We start from the raw sequence: 13832 nt of genomic DNA, 5'->3' as shown, positions 1-13832 counted from the left end.
CCACGCGCGGCACGATTACAGTACCGGGACATTTGCGGAGGAGACCGATGCGCAACATCAACGAAGACACCATCACCCAAGCCGTGCTTGCGTCCATGTCGCACTGCAGCGACGAGCGCCTGCGCACCGTCATGACGAGCCTCGTGCAACACCTCCATGCATTCGCGCGCGACGTGAAGCTCACCGAGGACGAGTGGTTCCGCGCAGTCGGCTTCCTCACCGAGGTCGGTCATATCACCGACGATCGCCGGCAGGAATTCGTGCTGCTGTCCGACACGCTGGGGCTGTCCATGCTCGTGACGACCCAGAATCACCGCAAGCCGGCTGCGTGCACCGAAGCCACCGTCCTCGGCCCGTTCTTTGTGCCCGACGCTCCCGAATACGCGCTCGGCGACGACATTGCGAACGGCGCGGCCGGCGCGCCCTGCTTCGTCAGCGGCTGCGTGGTCGGCATGGACGGCGAGGCGGTGGGCGGCGCGCAACTCGACGTGTGGCAATCCGATGAAGACGGCTTTTACGACGTCCAGCACGAGGCAGATGCGCAAGGCCGCATCGAGCCCCAGGCGCGCGGCCGTCTGCGCACTGCAGCCGACGGCACGTTCCATTTCCGCTCGATCCTCGCCGAGGCCTATCCGATCCCGCACGACGGCCCCGTGGGCAGGATGCTCGAGGCGCTCGGCCGGCATCCTTGGCGCCCCGCGCATCTGCACTTCTGGATCCAGGCCGACGGCTACGAACCGCTGATCACCCATGTGTTCCGCGACGGCGATCGTTACCTCGACTCCGACGCGGTGTTCGGCGTGCGCTCGTCGCTGGTCGTCGACTGGGACCGGCACGAAGCCGGTGTGGCGCCCGACGGCACGCGCATGGACGAACCGTTCTATACGCTCGCGTACCGCTTCGTGCTAAACCCGCGCGGAGACGCCGCATGATCCGCCACATCGTGATGTGGAAGCTGCGCGGCGACTCGCCCGCCGAGCGCGACGCCGCACGCCGGCTCGTCAAGACGTCGGTAGAAGCCATGCGCGGCGAGATTCCCGGCATGCTGTCCATCGAGCTCGGTCTCGATACGAGCGGCGTCGAGTACGCGTGCGATGCGGTGCTTGTGGCCGATTTCGCTTCGCAGAGCGCGCTGGAGGGCTACGCGACGCATCCCGCGCATCTGCGCATGAAGGCGGCGCTCGGCGACATTCGCGTCGCACGTTACCAGGTCGACTACGCAATCGAGGACTCCCGTCATGCACACCAGTGAATTCGTCTACACGGGCCGCGCCGCGCGTGTCGTATTCGGGGCGGGCAAGCGCGCGGCCATCGGCGACGAAGTGCGTTTGCTCGGCGCCGGCCGGGCGCTCGTGATATGCGGCGCGGAGCAGCGCGCGCTGGGCGAATCGCTCGCCACCGCGCTCGGGCAGACGAGCGCGGGTCTCTTCGATCGCGCCGCGATGCACGTGCCCGCCGCGCTCGCCCGCGAGGCGCAGGAGCTTGCCGCGCAACTGCGCGCCGATTGCCTGATTGCGGCGGGCGGCGGCTCCGCAATCGGCCTTGCGAAGGCCATTGCGCTGACGAGCGGGCTGCCGGTGATCGCCGTGCCGACCACTTACGCAGGCAGCGAAATGACGCCCATTTACGGACTCACTGAAGACGGCGTCAAGCGCACCGGCACCGACATGCGCGTGCTGCCCAGAACCGTTATCTACGACCCCGAGCTGACACTGACGCTGCCTGCCGCCCTGTCCGTCACGAGCGGCATCAACGCGATTGCGCATGCCGCCGAAGGGCTGTATGCACGCGACGCGAATCCGGTGACGAGCCTCCTCGCGCACGAAGGCATCGCCGCGCTTGCCCGCAGTCTGCCGACGATCGCACGTGAGCCCTCGAACCCCGAGGCGCGCGGCGCTGCGTTGTACGGCGCATGGCTGTGCGGGGCGGTGCTGGGCTCGGTCGGCATGGCGCTGCATCACAAGCTCTGCCATACGCTCGGCGGCAGTTTTGATCTGCCGCATGCGCCCACGCACACCGTCATGCTCGCACACGCACTGGCATACAACGCGAGCGCCGCGCCGCATGCGATGACGCGTATCGCCGACGCGCTCGGTTGCGACGACGCGCCCGCCGGCATCTATGCGCTCGCGCGCGGGCTCGGCGCGCCGGTGTCGCTTGCTGCGCTCGGCATGCGCGAGGCCGATCTCGACCGTGCGGCCGATCTCGCTTGCCAGAACGCGTACTGGAATCCGCGCGCGATCGAACGTGCGCCCATTCGCGCGCTGCTGCAACGGGCGTTCGACGGTGCGCCGCCTGCGCTTTCCTGACACTTTACTTCCCATCAATAAGGATACCTATACGATGACTACACTTGCTGCGCAACCCGCCAGACTGCGCATTGCCTGCACGCTGATGGCGGCGCTGTTCCTGATTTCCGGCATCCGCAAGCTGCTCACCTGGTCCGCAACGGTCGGCTATTTCGCGAAACTGGGCCTGCCGATGGCCGAAGCGATTGTGCCGGCCGTGATATTGCTCGAAATCGGCGGGTCGCTAGCGCTCATCTTCGGCTGGCGCCTGCGCGAGATCGCGGCGATCCTCGCGATCTATACGCTGATGACCGCGTTCGTCGCGCATCGCTTCTGGAACGCCGATCCCGCGCAGTTCAATCCGCAGCTGAACAACTTCTTCAAGAACATTGCAATGGTCGGCGGTTTTCTGCTGCTGATCGAGCCGCGCTCGCGCAAGCAAGCGCGCGAGTGATCGAACCCATGCGCGCGTGCCGCCTCGTGTCGCGCTCGAGTTGATGAATTGCCGAGCCCGCTACCGGTTGATCCGGCAGCGGGCTCTTCGCTTTTAAACCCGACGAATGACGATCAAACGGACCGTGGCCATCGGCGATGAGCCGCGCCTTCGTGCGAGGCTGCCGCATTCAGGCCGCAACGAACGCCGCCTTGACGCGCTGCGGCGTCATCGGCAGATCGCGCACGCGGCCGCCTGTCGCCGCCGCGACCGCATTGGCGAGCGCCGCCGCGGCTGGGCCCACCGAGAACTCGCCCGCACCTAGCGAGGGCATATCCGGCCTGTCGATCAACACAATGTCGACGGGCGGCACGTCCTCGAACGTAAAGATCGGATAGTCGGCCCAGCCGCGTGTCGTGATCTCACGCCAGTCGAAATTCACGCGCTCCTTGAGCGACCAGCTGAGCGCCTGCAGCGCACCGCCCTCGATCTGGTTTTTCGCGCCGTCGGGGTTGATCACGCGACCGAGGTCCGCCGCAATCGCGACACGCGTGATTTTCACCGTGCCGGTCTCGCGCTCCACCTCCACGTCAGCGACTACGGCTACATAGGCCTGAACACTTTTGTAGCGCGAATACGCGAGCCCCCTTCCACGCCCCGGCGGCAACTTTTCGTCCGCGCGCCAGTTCGCCTTTGCAAGCACCGCATCGAGCACGGCGAGCGCCCGCGGATCGCTCAGATGCGCGCGGCGGAACGCGGCCGGGTCGGCGTTCGCGGCCTTTGCAAGTTCGTCCATGAACGATTCGATCGCGAAGATGTTGCCGAACGCGCCGAGCGTGCGCAGCGAACTCGTGCGGATAGGCGAATCGAGCAGCAGATGGTTGACCACGTGCTGCCGCGGCAATGCATAGACCGACACCGCGTTGCGATCGCCGTTACCGTACGGTTGCGGAATGCGCAGCAACGGCGACGGCGTGAACGGCTTTCGCAGATGCCATGCCGCGAGCAGATTGATGCCGCCGAGCTGCCCCGGACGCGCCGCGTGCGTGTTGCTCCACACGTCGTACTGCCAGTCGGCGATGCGGCCCGCGGGCGTCAGCGCGGCCCGGATGCGCATGGACATGGCCGGGCTGATCGGCGCCCACGCGAATTCGTCGTCGCGCATCCACTGCAACTTGACGGGCCGGCCCGCAAGCGCACGGGCGAGCAGCGCCGCATCCAGCGCCACATCGTCTGCGCCGTTGTGGCCATAGCAACCTGAACCGGGCACGTGTATCACATCGACAGCGTCGACAGCCATGCCGAGCACCGCCGCAAGATCGCCGCGCAGCGGGTACGCGCCCTGCGTATGCGACCACACGGTCATGTGCGCGCCCTTGAGCCAGGCGAGCGCACACGAAGGTCCGATCGACGCCTGCGACAGATAAGGCCGCGAATAATCCGCCTCTATCCAGCGAACATCCGGGGGCACGGGCACGTCCTGACCGGTTGCCGCTGCAACGGTGTCTTCGCTGCGCCAGCTGCGCAACGCGGCCGGCAATGCGTCGACATCGGGAAGATCGGCATGCGCGTCGCTCCAGCGGGCGGCGTTCGCGAGCACGGCTCGCGCGGCAATGGCCTGCTCTTCCCGCTCGGCGGCGAGCGCGAGAAAATCGCCGTCGCGGACCACTGCGACGACGCCCGGCATGGACCGCGCGCGCTCGAGATCGACATCGATCAGATTCGCTCCCGCGCGAGGCGGCCGCACCACGCGGCCGAACAGCATGCGGGGCAAGCGCATGTCCTGCACGAACGCGGCCCCGCCTGTGAACTTTGCCGGCAGATCGATGCGCGCAATGGAACGGCCGATCAACCGGTAGTCGGCGGGACGCTTGACGGGCGCATCGGCTGTCACGGCGCGCGCGAGCAGCGATCTTTCGCCGCGCACGAGATCGCCGTAGCGTACGGTGCGGCCATCGGGCGCGTAGATCACGCCGGCGCGCACGGTAAGCCCATCCGCGAGAACGCCGAGTTGCCGCGCGGCAGTGCCGACGAGCACCGCGCGCGCCTGCGCGCTCGCTGCCTGCAACGCCGCGCCGCTTTGTTCGACAGACTGACTGCCGTAGGTGTAGCCCTCGTTTGGGCCTCGCGACGTGTCGGCGGAAACGATCGACACGCTCGACAAGTCGACGTCCATATGTTCCGCGGCGATTTGCGTCAGCGCGGTCAGAATGCCCTGACCGAGTTCGGCCTTGCCCGTGAAGACGGTCACGTGCCCTCGTTCGTCTACGCGAATCCAGCCGTCGAGCCGCGGGTTCTCGCGAAAGCTGACCGGCTGGGGCGCCTTCTGCACGCTCGGCAGAGGCGTTTGCGCACGCGAAGCAAACGGCGCGAGCGAGAACAGCGCCACCAACGCGCCCGCCTGCTGACCGAAGCGGCGGCGCGACGCGGAAAAGCCCGGGAATCGCATTGCCTTGGCTTTCATGAACGCATCGCCTCCGCGGCTCGCAGCACGGCGCGCACGATCCGGTTGTGTGCGCCGCAACGACACTTCTGGCCCGCCAGCGCGCTGCGCACGGCCGCCTCGTCCGCGTGCGGGTTCGCGTCGAGCAACGCCTTTGCAGCCATCAGCATGCCGCTCGAACAGTAGCCGCACTGCGCCGCCTGCTCGTCGATAAAGGCCTGCTGCAACGGGTGCACATGCTCGGGCGAGCCGAGCCCTTCGACGGTCGTGACCGGCTGCCCGTGCACCGCGCCAACTGGAAATACGCAGGAGCGGACCGGCGTCTTGCCGAGCATCACCGTGCACGCGCCGCATTGCGCCTGTCCGCAGCCGAACTTTGCGCCGTTCAGCGCGAGGTCGTTGCGCAGCACATAAAGCAGGGGCGTGTCAGGCAACGCGGGCACGCTGTGCCGTTGCCGGTTGACCAGCAGCGAAATCGTCATCGGAATACTCCAGGGGAAGGAAAGAAACACGACGGCGAGACGAGCGGTAAATCCGCGTTCAGGCTGCTTCCGTCGAAGGCTTGCGCGTCGGCGTGAGGCAGCGCTCGCGCGACATGGCGTACAACATCAGGGCAGACAGGAGCGCCGGAATGGCCGCCGCGCAGAACAGCTGCTGCGCGCTCCAGTGCAGTTGCATCAGCGCGCCGGCCACGATCGGTCCGACAATCGACCCGGCACGGCCGATGCCGAGACTCCAGCCGACCCCGGTTGCGCGCAGCGTCACCGGATAGAGCGCCGCTGAAAGCGCGTTGTTCGCGGGCTGTCCGCCGACGATCGCGAAACCGCTTGCGGTGACGATCGCCAGCAGCATCGCGAGCGAGACGGCGGGGACGTGACTGATGGACAGGATAGCGACGGTCGCGATCAGATAAACCGGTACGAGCACGCGAAAAAAGCCCCAACGGTCGATCAGCGGCCCCATGGCAAGCGTGCCGATCATGCCGCCGACCTGCAGCGTCGTGCCGATGATGGCCGCATCGGCAACGCCGTAGCCGAAATCGGTCGCGATAGTCGGCAGCCAGTTCGCAAGAAAAAACAGGTTCAGCAGGTTCATGAAATTCACGCCCCACGCGAACAGCGTGACGCGGGCGCGACCCTCGGCGAATAGCGCGGCAACGGAGCTGCCCTCATGTGTGCGCATGGGCGCGACGAAGCGCGTGTGCAGCGCGACGCGTGCGGCAGGCGCGACGCGTTGCAGCAGCGCGCCGATACGCTCGGCCTGCGCGCCGCGGGCAATCAGGAACTGCATCGACTCGGGCAGCGCGGCCGCCATGGCCGCGGCGATCAGCAGCGGCACAACCCCGCCCAGTGCAAACACCGCGCGCCAGCCGGCAAGCGGAATCAACAAGGCCGACACGACGCCGCCGAACGCCGCGCCGAGCGTAAAGCCGCACGACACCCACATGGTCAGCGTGGCGCGCTTGCGCGCCGGGCTGTACTCGCTGACGAGCGCCACCGCGTTGCCCATGATGCCGCCGAGACCGCAACCGGTGACGAAACGCAGCGCGAGCAGATGCGCGAGCGACGCCGCGAAGGCGGTGGCGATCATCATGGCACCGACGAATGCCGTGCAGCCGAGCAGCACCGGCCGGCGGCCGACGCGATCGGCGAGCGGCCCCATCGTCAGCGCGCCGATCAGCATGCCGACGAGACTCGCGCCGAACACGGGCCCCATTGCCGCGCGCGACACGTGCCACGACGAAATCAACGCCGGCGCGACGAAACCCATCGACTGCACGTCGAATCCGTCGATCACCACGCACAGCGCGATCAGCACCATGAGCCGCTTCTGGAACGCACCGACCGGCTGCGCGTCGATGGTGGCCGCGACGTCGATCACGTCCGGCTTGTGCGCGCGCGTGCTCATGCAAGACCGAACAGACGGCGCGCGTTGTCCCGGCCGATCTTGCGCCGGTCGTTCTCGCTGATCTCGCAGCGATCGAACCAGCGCGCCGCGTCCTCGTGCTTTTCGAACGGATAGTCGACCGAGTACATGATGCGGTCGCTACCGACTTCGAGCATCGTCGAAAGCAGGGTCGGCGTGCGGAAGTTGCCGCTTGTCGTGATGTACACGTTCTCGCGCAGATAATCGCCGATCTCGCGTTCGCACGGCATACCGCGGCGTCCTTTGCGCAGGATGTGGTCGATGCGCCAGACGTTGAACGGAATGCCCTCGCCGAAATGGCCGAGGATCATCTGCAGTTGCGGATGACGGTCGAAGAGCCCGCTCGACAGCAGGCGCAGCGCGTGCATGCTGGTTTCCGCCGCGAACGCCCACGTGGGGCCGGTCAGCCAGTGTGCGCCGTCGAACACCTTCGCGTGCGTCAGCAAAGGATCGCGCGGATGCATGTAGAACGGCTTGTTCAATGCAGCGGCGCGCGCCCAGAATTCTTCAAAGCGCGGATCGTCGTAATAGACGACGGTGTCCGCGTCGCCAACCTGCGAAAAGCCATTGACCGGAAAGCCGTGGAAGCCCAGTTCGTTCACACAGCGCTCCAGTTCGCGTGCGGCGAGCTCCGGGTCCTGCATCGGCAATGCGGCGAAGCCGCCGAAGCGCTTGGGATGACGATTGATCTGTTCCGCGAGCACGTCGTTGGCGCGGCGTGCGACATCGTTGGCGCGGCCAGCATCTGGAATGGCCTGCACCGCGGGGGAATTCAGCGACAGGATCGAGTACGCGGTGCCCCACTCCTCCATCTGCTCGAGGCGCTGCTGTTCGAAATCGAGCAGATTCGCGCGCAGCGTGGTCCACACCTCCGCACGCGCATAGACCTGTGAATCGCCGATGGTCTGGTCGATGGCGAAGTGTTCTTCCAGCGCGATCTTGTCTTTCATAGCATGGGTCCCGATTAAATTTACTTGAAAAATCATCTAAATTGCAGCTCAGTATATATTTGATTTTTCAACTATGAATCAGGGATTACCCGTGGCGCCTCTTGCCTTACTACGCGTCTTAGGCGTTAAAACTGGCCCTGTTCTAGCGCTAACCGGCGAAAGGACGATGGTATATACTTGCGACTTCAACTATCACGTCATGGCATGAACATGAAGAAGCCGAATGCGCCGCTCATCGAGCACGATCTGGAACGCGCTATTCCGTACCTGGTTGCGCGTGCGGGCAGTCGCATGGGCGGTTCGTTTTCAAAGGTGCTGCGCGACTATGGCCTGTCGCTCAGCGAGTGGCGCGTATGCGCGTCGCTTGGACACCGCCCGCATCAGCGCCTGTCGGAGCTCGTCGAGCGTGCTTGCGTCGACATGTCGGCGTTGTCGCGGATCGTGGATCGTCTCATTGCGCAGGGTCTGGTGTTGCGCGAGAAAAGTTCGTCGGATGGACGCGCCGTGCAGCTATCGCTCACCGCCGAAGGCGCGAAGCTGACGCGCAAAATCGTGCCGCTCGCGAAGCATTTCGAAGTCACGGCGCTTAACTGCTTCAGTCAGGTGGAAATCGACTTTCTGCGCGATCTGCTGGAGCGCCTCTACGCGAATGCCGAGTCGCTCGAACATTTCACCGAGGTTCCGGTGGATACGGCAGCAGGCTCTAACCGGTAGCCGATTCGTTCGTGCGAACGCCGCGGGATTCGCTGTCGCCTTCTTCGGAAGCAGCCCGGGCGATAAAACGATATGCCGTAGGCGCATGCCCTGACATGCGCTTGAATGCGTGACTGAATGCGCTTTCGGACGAGTACCCGAGCGACTCGGCAAGCACGGCGACCGCGATGTTCTCGTCGCGCAACCTGCGCTCTGCAAGACGCATGCGCCACTGTCCCAGATAGGTCAACGGCGCGACACCGACGCTCGCCCTGAAGTGAGAAGCGAACGTGGTCCGTGACATCGCGCACGCGGCTGCAAGCTCGTCCAGATGCCATGAGCGTGCGGGATCGCCGTGCATGAGGCGCAGCGCGGGCGCAATGCGTGGGTTGCCTAACGCACGCAGCCATCCCGTCATGGGCGTGGACGTTTTCAGGTGAGCGCGCAGTATCTGAATGAAGAGTAGCTGCGCGAGTTGGGCCGACGCGAGTTGCGCGCCAGGCAGATCGGCTGCGCGCTCTTCCACCAGTTGCTGCAATAGCCAGCGGAAGTTTTCTGCGTGTGGCGATGCAGCCGGTACGTGGATCCATGGCGGCAGGACGTCTGAGAGCAGGCCGCCGCTTGCCGGATCCAGCAGAACGTGCCCTCCAATCTGCGCGAAGTCTTCGCCGTTGTCCACTGTGACCGCGCTGCGGCCGGCGCCCGAGAACAACACCATGGCGTCGACGGGCACAACACGTGGATCGCTTGCGAGCACAAACGACCGTTTTGCTGTCAGCAGACCGACGTCCCCGTTTGCAAACCGGATCGGGTCTTCGCCGTCGATCACAACCCAGCAAGCGCCTTTCACTACGGCAAAGAATTTGATCTTGTCCGGTGCGGGAAAACGAATGGCCCAGCTGCCGCCGGCTGAAAAACCGCCCGTCGCCAATGATCTGGCTTTCGTGAATCTGAGGATGTCGGAGAAGGGATCGCCACTCATGATCGTACTGTCACGCAAGTAACTCGCACTATAGAGCATTAACAACCCGCAGGTCGGGTCTTAACCTTGCGGTTCTTCGTTTCGGACATCCAGATATGAACCGCACAAGCAAAGACGCAACCGTTCTTGTTACCGGAGGCACGGGATTCATCGCTCAGCACTGTATTCTCGCCCTGCTGAATCTCGGCTATCGGGTACGAACCACCGTCCGCTCGCTCACGCGCGAGGCGCAAGTGCGTGCACAACTGAAGACAGGCGGTGCCGAGCCCGGAGATCGTCTGTCATTCGTCGCGGCCGATCTCGCCTCCGACGGAGGCTGGCACGAAGCGACTGCCGGCTGCGCCTACGTCATGCATGGCGCGTCGCCGACGCCCACGGGACAGCAGACGAGCGAAGACGACTGGATCGGGCCCGCCGTGCAAGGCAATCTGCGCGTGCTGCGCGCCGCACGCGACGCGCGCGTGCAGCGCGTGGTGCTCACCTCCGCTTTCGGTGCGATCTGCGCCGGACACGCACCCATGAAGCGGCCCTTCAACGAGACTGACTGGAGTGACCTGACAAGCCAGAATGTCTGGCCCTATCAGAAATCGAAGACCTTGTCGGAGCGTGCGGCCTGGGACTTCGTCACGCGAGAAGGACGCGGCTTGCAACTGTCTGTCATCAACCCGGTGACGGTTGTCGGGCCCGTCCTCGGCGCCGACTATTCGCACTCCATCCGCCTGATCCGGGACATGCTGGACGGCCAGCTGGGCAATCCGCGGATCAATTCAGGTTTCGTCGACGTACGCGATCTCGCCGATCTGCATGTACGGGCCATGACTCACGAAGCCGCCAGCGGCGAGCGCTTTATTGCCATTGCAGGCGAAAGCATGTGGCTGGCCGATGTCGCCCTGCTTCTCAAGGCACGCATGGGGCCTGCCGGGCGTCGTGTCTCCACCCGGGTGCTGCCGAACTGGCTCGTGCGCCTCGGCGCACTGAGGGATCCCGCGCTGCGGGGCTCGCTGCCGCTGCTTGGCCGCAATCTCAACGCCACCGGCCAGAAAGCCATGAGCCTGCTCGGCTGGTCGCCGCGCCCCCGCGAGGAGGCCATTGTTGCGACGGCTCAAAGCCTCGTGCGGCTCGGGCTGCTGCGCGAGACCCAGTCGCACTAGCAACGCACAGCCTGCATTTTGCTGGTACCTTGCTCGGCCAGCGGACATGCGCCCCTGCGCCCGGAAAGCGCAGCATGCTTGCGTCAACGACGCTGCTTTTTCTACGGAGACTCCATGATTGAAACGACCACCGCTCGCCTCGCGACACTCGGCCTGGTTCTGCCCCCACCCATCGCGCCGCTCGGTTCGTATCGCACCGTATCGATCATAGGCAACGAGGCGCACGTCTCGGGGCTAGGACCTTTCGAAAACGGCGTGCCTGTGACAGGGATTGTGGGCGAAGAGATGAGCATCGAGCGCGCTCAGCATTGCGCAAGGCTGACCATGCTCATGATCCTGTCTTGCCTGCACGAACAGTGCGGGCTCGACCGCATCAGGCGGTGTGCACGGTTGACCGTTTACGTGCGAGCTGCGGCCTCATTCACTCAGCACCCCAAAGTTGCAAACGGCGCGAGCGACGTGCTGCTGGATCTGTTCGGCACCGACCTGTTGCCGGCCCGCAGCGCCATCGGCGTGCATACGCTGCCCATGGGCATTCCGGTGGAGATCGACAGCGTGTTCGAGCTGCACGGCTAAGCAGGCGGCACTGCGTCGGTGCGGCCGCCGCGGCCATCGCCACAGGCTCGCCAAGCCGCCTCGCAAACTCCTGAGTTGCCTCGCCGACGACAGCTGACGCGCTCACCGCATTGCATCGGTTGCTTGATAGGCGCGGCGTTGCGGTCGATGGGCGGCGAAGTTTACAGTCACTGCCTGCCGCTTCGCGGTTCGCGAATTCCGCGCAGTGATAGCACGATTCAATTGGAATTCACCGTGCGAGCGTCGTGTAATTGGCCACATGCGGCATGGCGGAGCAAAGGGCAGACCCGCGCGTAGAGATTCAAACTGCTGCCGCAATAGCGATGACGATTTGCATTCGCCAAAACGATTGGCAATGCCGACGTTAGCGCACTGCTGTCCGATGATCAGACCCCACCGGAGGCCCTCGTGAGAGCATGGCGCACCCTCATGGCTGACGTGCTTTGCGTTTCATTTGCAACAGCCGCGTACTCCGCCGACATTACCGGGGCCGGCAGCACGTTCGCCGCACCCCTCTATATCCGATGGGCCACCGACTATCGGGCGTCGGGCGGAAGCAAAGTGGTCTATCACGCTACAGGCTCTACGGATGGCATCAGGCAGATGCTTGCCAACGAGGTCGATTTCGCAGGCTCCGACGCGCCGCTGACCGACGAGCAGCTCTCGGCTAACGGATTGAGGCAGTTTCCAACAGCGATCGGCGGCGTGGTTCCCGTCGTCAATCTTCCGGGCATTGCGGCCGGCAAGCTCACGCTTTCAGGACAGGTGCTCGCGGAGATCTTTCTCGGCAAGATTCGCTACTGGGACGATCCTGCAATCGCGCGGCTGAATCCGAACATCAGGATGCCCGATACGCCCATTGCCGTCGTGCGCCGTCAGGACGGATCAGGCACGACGCTGATCTGGACGCACTATCTCGCACAGGTGAGTCCCGAATGGAACCGGAGGATCGGTGAAGGCACCACGGTCCGCTGGCCTCTGGGAATCGGCGGCAAGGGCAATGAAGGCGTCGCCACGTACGTCGGCTACCTGCCGGGCGCTATAGGCTACGTCGCATGGGATTTCACGAAGCAGAATCGCTTGACGTATGCGGCCATCGCCAATGCAGAGGGTTCCCCGATACAACCCGGCGTCGCGACATTCAAGGCTGCGGCAAACAGTGCCGACTGGTCCGGTTCGCTCTATCAGTCGCTCACCCACCCACGAGGTCAGGATGCATGGCCAGTCATGGGCGCGACCTACGTGCTCATTCATGCCGCGCGAGACGCGGCGGGCCGCAACGAAGCCACACTGAAATTCTTCGAATGGGCATTTGCTCATGGCGGACAAACAGTCGACGCGCTGGACTACGTCCCTCTGCCTGACGTGGTGGTGGCGAGAATCCGCTCGCAATGGCCAGCCAGTCAGCCCGAGGAGCTTGCGCGCAAACCGCTCACCGTACACTGAAGGTGTGGGTGAGCGCCCACCCATTGGTTGCAGAAGCGGGCCGGCCGCAAAGCGAGCGCTGCCAAGCCCGACGAACTCACGAGCACACGCTCGCCAAATCCGGAGCCGCTACCACAAGCTCGCCAAGATGCACGCTCTCCCCGAGCTCACACTGGCGCGATGCCTCTCCGTATGCATGCCGGACTTCGACTCGATAGACCCCGCTGTTCTTTTCCAGACCGCTGAAGCGGAAATCGCCGAACACGTCGGAGACGGTTTCGGCCACTATGCGATCGCCTGCATACAGCGCCGCTTTCGCACCTGGGACGCATTCGACTACATCGCCCACCCGCGCGCTCACGCTTCCTCCAATAAAACAGGTATCCCAAAGCTCGAGCCCGCTGTACCACACGCGTGGTTTCGTACCCAGGTTGGGCCGTAACACCCTGAGCCCCTCGCTTTGCGCCCTTTCGCTCATCGATTCGTCATCGAGCTGCACTGCTTCGAATACCTCCGTCGGGCACGACTGTTGACAACGCGGGTGCCGCCAACCCTGATCGAGCAGATGAGCATCGAATATCCAGATCTGCGGCAATTGCAGTTCGTCATTCCAGACGATCGCCTTGTACGGGCACGCCTTCACGATATCCTTTCGACCCCGCGCTTTATCCGGATCGATGATGACAATGCCGTCGGCGCGCTTGCGAATGGCGCTCCCGCCCACTTTCATGCACGGTGCGTCGTCGCAGTGATTGCACATCACCGGAAGGTACGTGGTCTCGATCATATGCGAGCCGCCCTGGACGCGCCGCAGGATTCGGATCGGGCTCTCGGCGCCGATGGTTGCCGGCGCGGCGTAGCCCGGGAAGTCATTGCCTACATGCTCGTCACGGGACGCAATAACGCAGTTCTGACAGTTTTCGCAACGTCCAACACGGACAATCAGGTTCCACTTTTTCATTCTG

At 64.5% G+C, this 13832-nt stretch carries 14 protein-coding genes; 8 read left to right on the top strand and 6 right to left on the bottom strand.

Annotated elements, in window-relative coordinates:
• Positions 1-47: 47 nt before the first annotated feature.
• Genes HV711_RS13655 through HV711_RS13640 form a run of 4 tightly spaced genes read left to right on the top strand, consistent with a single transcriptional unit; the run spans position 48 to position 2742 of the window.
• Positions 48-932 carry an intradiol ring-cleavage dioxygenase gene (locus tag HV711_RS13655; protein WP_035482635.1) on the top strand — a complete coding sequence of 295 codons (885 nt, stop codon included), beginning with the start codon at positions 48-50 and terminating at the stop codon, positions 930-932.
• Positions 929-1252 (top strand): Dabb family protein, encoded by a 324-nt coding sequence (locus HV711_RS13650; protein ID WP_035482636.1) that lies wholly within the window; start codon positions 929-931, stop codon positions 1250-1252. Before HV711_RS13655 ends, HV711_RS13650 begins: the two co-directional genes overlap by 4 nt.
• Positions 1239-2309, top strand: a complete 1071-nt coding sequence (locus HV711_RS13645; protein WP_035482640.1) for a maleylacetate reductase — start codon at positions 1239-1241, stop codon at positions 2307-2309. Before HV711_RS13650 ends, HV711_RS13645 begins: the two co-directional genes overlap by 14 nt.
• 34 nt (positions 2310-2343) lie before the next feature.
• Positions 2344-2742 (top strand): DoxX family protein, encoded by a 399-nt coding sequence (locus HV711_RS13640; RefSeq protein ID WP_028361952.1) that lies wholly within the window; start codon positions 2344-2346, stop codon positions 2740-2742.
• A 169-nt stretch (positions 2743-2911) separates the two neighbouring features.
• On the opposite strand, the gene HV711_RS13635 is transcribed toward HV711_RS13640, so the two are convergent.
• From HV711_RS13635 to HV711_RS13620, 4 genes are read right to left on the bottom strand one after another with little or no spacing between them, the layout of a single operon-like run.
• Positions 2912-5185 (bottom strand): xanthine dehydrogenase family protein molybdopterin-binding subunit, encoded by a 2274-nt coding sequence (locus tag HV711_RS13635; RefSeq protein ID WP_035480441.1) that lies wholly within the window; start codon positions 5183-5185, stop codon positions 2912-2914.
• Positions 5182-5646: a (2Fe-2S)-binding protein gene (locus HV711_RS13630; RefSeq protein ID WP_035480443.1), complete on the bottom strand. Its 465-nt coding sequence runs from the start codon at positions 5644-5646 to the stop codon at positions 5182-5184. Before HV711_RS13630 ends, HV711_RS13635 begins: the two co-directional genes overlap by 4 nt.
• A gap of 58 nt (positions 5647-5704) precedes the next feature.
• Positions 5705-7072: an MFS transporter gene (locus HV711_RS13625; RefSeq protein WP_035480445.1), complete on the bottom strand. Its 1368-nt coding sequence runs from the start codon at positions 7070-7072 to the stop codon at positions 5705-5707.
• Positions 7069-8040, bottom strand: coding sequence for an amidohydrolase family protein (locus HV711_RS13620; RefSeq protein WP_035480446.1), 972 nt, complete (start codon positions 8038-8040; stop codon positions 7069-7071). The genes HV711_RS13625 and HV711_RS13620 overlap by 4 nt, the downstream gene beginning before the upstream one ends.
• A 204-nt stretch (positions 8041-8244) precedes the next feature.
• On the opposite strand from HV711_RS13620, the gene HV711_RS13615 reads away from it, so the two are divergent.
• Entirely contained in the window at positions 8245-8754 is a 510-nt protein-coding gene (locus HV711_RS13615; protein WP_013592200.1) for a MarR family winged helix-turn-helix transcriptional regulator, read from the top strand.
• Here HV711_RS13615 and HV711_RS13610 read toward each other — a convergent pair.
• Entirely contained in the window at positions 8744-9754 is a 1011-nt protein-coding gene (locus tag HV711_RS13610) for an AraC family transcriptional regulator (RefSeq protein WP_035480447.1), read from the bottom strand. The two genes, HV711_RS13615 and HV711_RS13610, sit on opposite strands and share 11 nt — an antisense overlap.
• Positions 9755-9810: 56 nt before the next feature.
• Between HV711_RS13610 and HV711_RS13605 the strand changes: the two genes are divergently transcribed.
• From HV711_RS13605 to pstS, 3 genes are all read left to right on the top strand, one after another.
• Complete coding sequence (locus tag HV711_RS13605) at positions 9811-10866, top strand: SDR family oxidoreductase (protein WP_035480449.1); 1056 nt, start codon at positions 9811-9813, stop codon at positions 10864-10866.
• A 114-nt stretch (positions 10867-10980) separates the two neighbouring features.
• Positions 10981-11442, top strand: coding sequence for a RidA family protein (locus HV711_RS13600; protein ID WP_035480450.1), 462 nt, complete (start codon positions 10981-10983; stop codon positions 11440-11442).
• Positions 11443-11871: 429 nt separating this feature from the next.
• Positions 11872-12888, top strand: coding sequence for a phosphate ABC transporter substrate-binding protein PstS (pstS, locus tag HV711_RS13595; RefSeq protein WP_175145113.1), 1017 nt, complete (start codon positions 11872-11874; stop codon positions 12886-12888).
• A 76-nt stretch (positions 12889-12964) separates the two neighbouring features.
• Here the strand turns inward: pstS and HV711_RS13590 are convergent, their stop codons facing one another.
• The gene (locus HV711_RS13590; RefSeq protein ID WP_035480453.1) at positions 12965-13828 is read right to left on the bottom strand and encodes a 4Fe-4S dicluster domain-containing protein; all 864 of its coding nucleotides are present in this window, start codon (positions 13826-13828) and stop codon (positions 12965-12967) included.
• Positions 13829-13832 lie beyond the last annotated feature (4 nt).

It is taken from the genome of Paraburkholderia phenoliruptrix (assembly GCF_902859825.1).
GTDB classification, from domain to species: domain Bacteria; phylum Pseudomonadota; class Gammaproteobacteria; order Burkholderiales; family Burkholderiaceae; genus Paraburkholderia; species Paraburkholderia phenoliruptrix.
This window is presented reverse-complemented; position numbering and strand designations above follow the sequence as displayed.

Bases quoted from the DNA above. Each gene is read 5' to 3' on its own strand.
- HV711_RS13605 (WP_035480449.1), top strand. From the start codon at position 9,811: ATGAACCGCACAAGCAAAGACGCAACCGTTCTTGTTACCGGAGGCACG.
- HV711_RS13635 (WP_035480441.1), bottom strand. From the start codon at position 5,185: ATGAAAGCCAAGGCAATGCGATTCCCGGGCTTTTCCGCGTCGCGCCGC.
- HV711_RS13655 (WP_035482635.1), top strand. From the start codon at position 48: ATGCGCAACATCAACGAAGACACCATCACCCAAGCCGTGCTTGCGTCC.
- HV711_RS13630 (WP_035480443.1), bottom strand. From the start codon at position 5,646: ATGACGATTTCGCTGCTGGTCAACCGGCAACGGCACAGCGTGCCCGCG.
- HV711_RS13625 (WP_035480445.1), bottom strand. From the start codon at position 7,072: ATGAGCACGCGCGCGCACAAGCCGGACGTGATCGACGTCGCGGCCACC.
- HV711_RS13600 (WP_035480450.1), top strand. From the start codon at position 10,981: ATGATTGAAACGACCACCGCTCGCCTCGCGACACTCGGCCTGGTTCTG.
- HV711_RS13590 (WP_035480453.1), bottom strand. From the start codon at position 13,828: ATGAAAAAGTGGAACCTGATTGTCCGTGTTGGACGTTGCGAAAACTGT.
- HV711_RS13620 (WP_035480446.1), bottom strand. From the start codon at position 8,040: ATGAAAGACAAGATCGCGCTGGAAGAACACTTCGCCATCGACCAGACC.
- HV711_RS13650 (WP_035482636.1), top strand. From the start codon at position 929: ATGATCCGCCACATCGTGATGTGGAAGCTGCGCGGCGACTCGCCCGCC.
- HV711_RS13645 (WP_035482640.1), top strand. From the start codon at position 1,239: ATGCACACCAGTGAATTCGTCTACACGGGCCGCGCCGCGCGTGTCGTA.
- HV711_RS13610 (WP_035480447.1), bottom strand. From the start codon at position 9,754: ATGCTCTATAGTGCGAGTTACTTGCGTGACAGTACGATCATGAGTGGC.
- HV711_RS13640 (WP_028361952.1), top strand. From the start codon at position 2,344: ATGACTACACTTGCTGCGCAACCCGCCAGACTGCGCATTGCCTGCACG.
- HV711_RS13615 (WP_013592200.1), top strand. From the start codon at position 8,245: ATGAACATGAAGAAGCCGAATGCGCCGCTCATCGAGCACGATCTGGAA.
- pstS (WP_175145113.1), top strand. From the start codon at position 11,872: ATGGCTGACGTGCTTTGCGTTTCATTTGCAACAGCCGCGTACTCCGCC.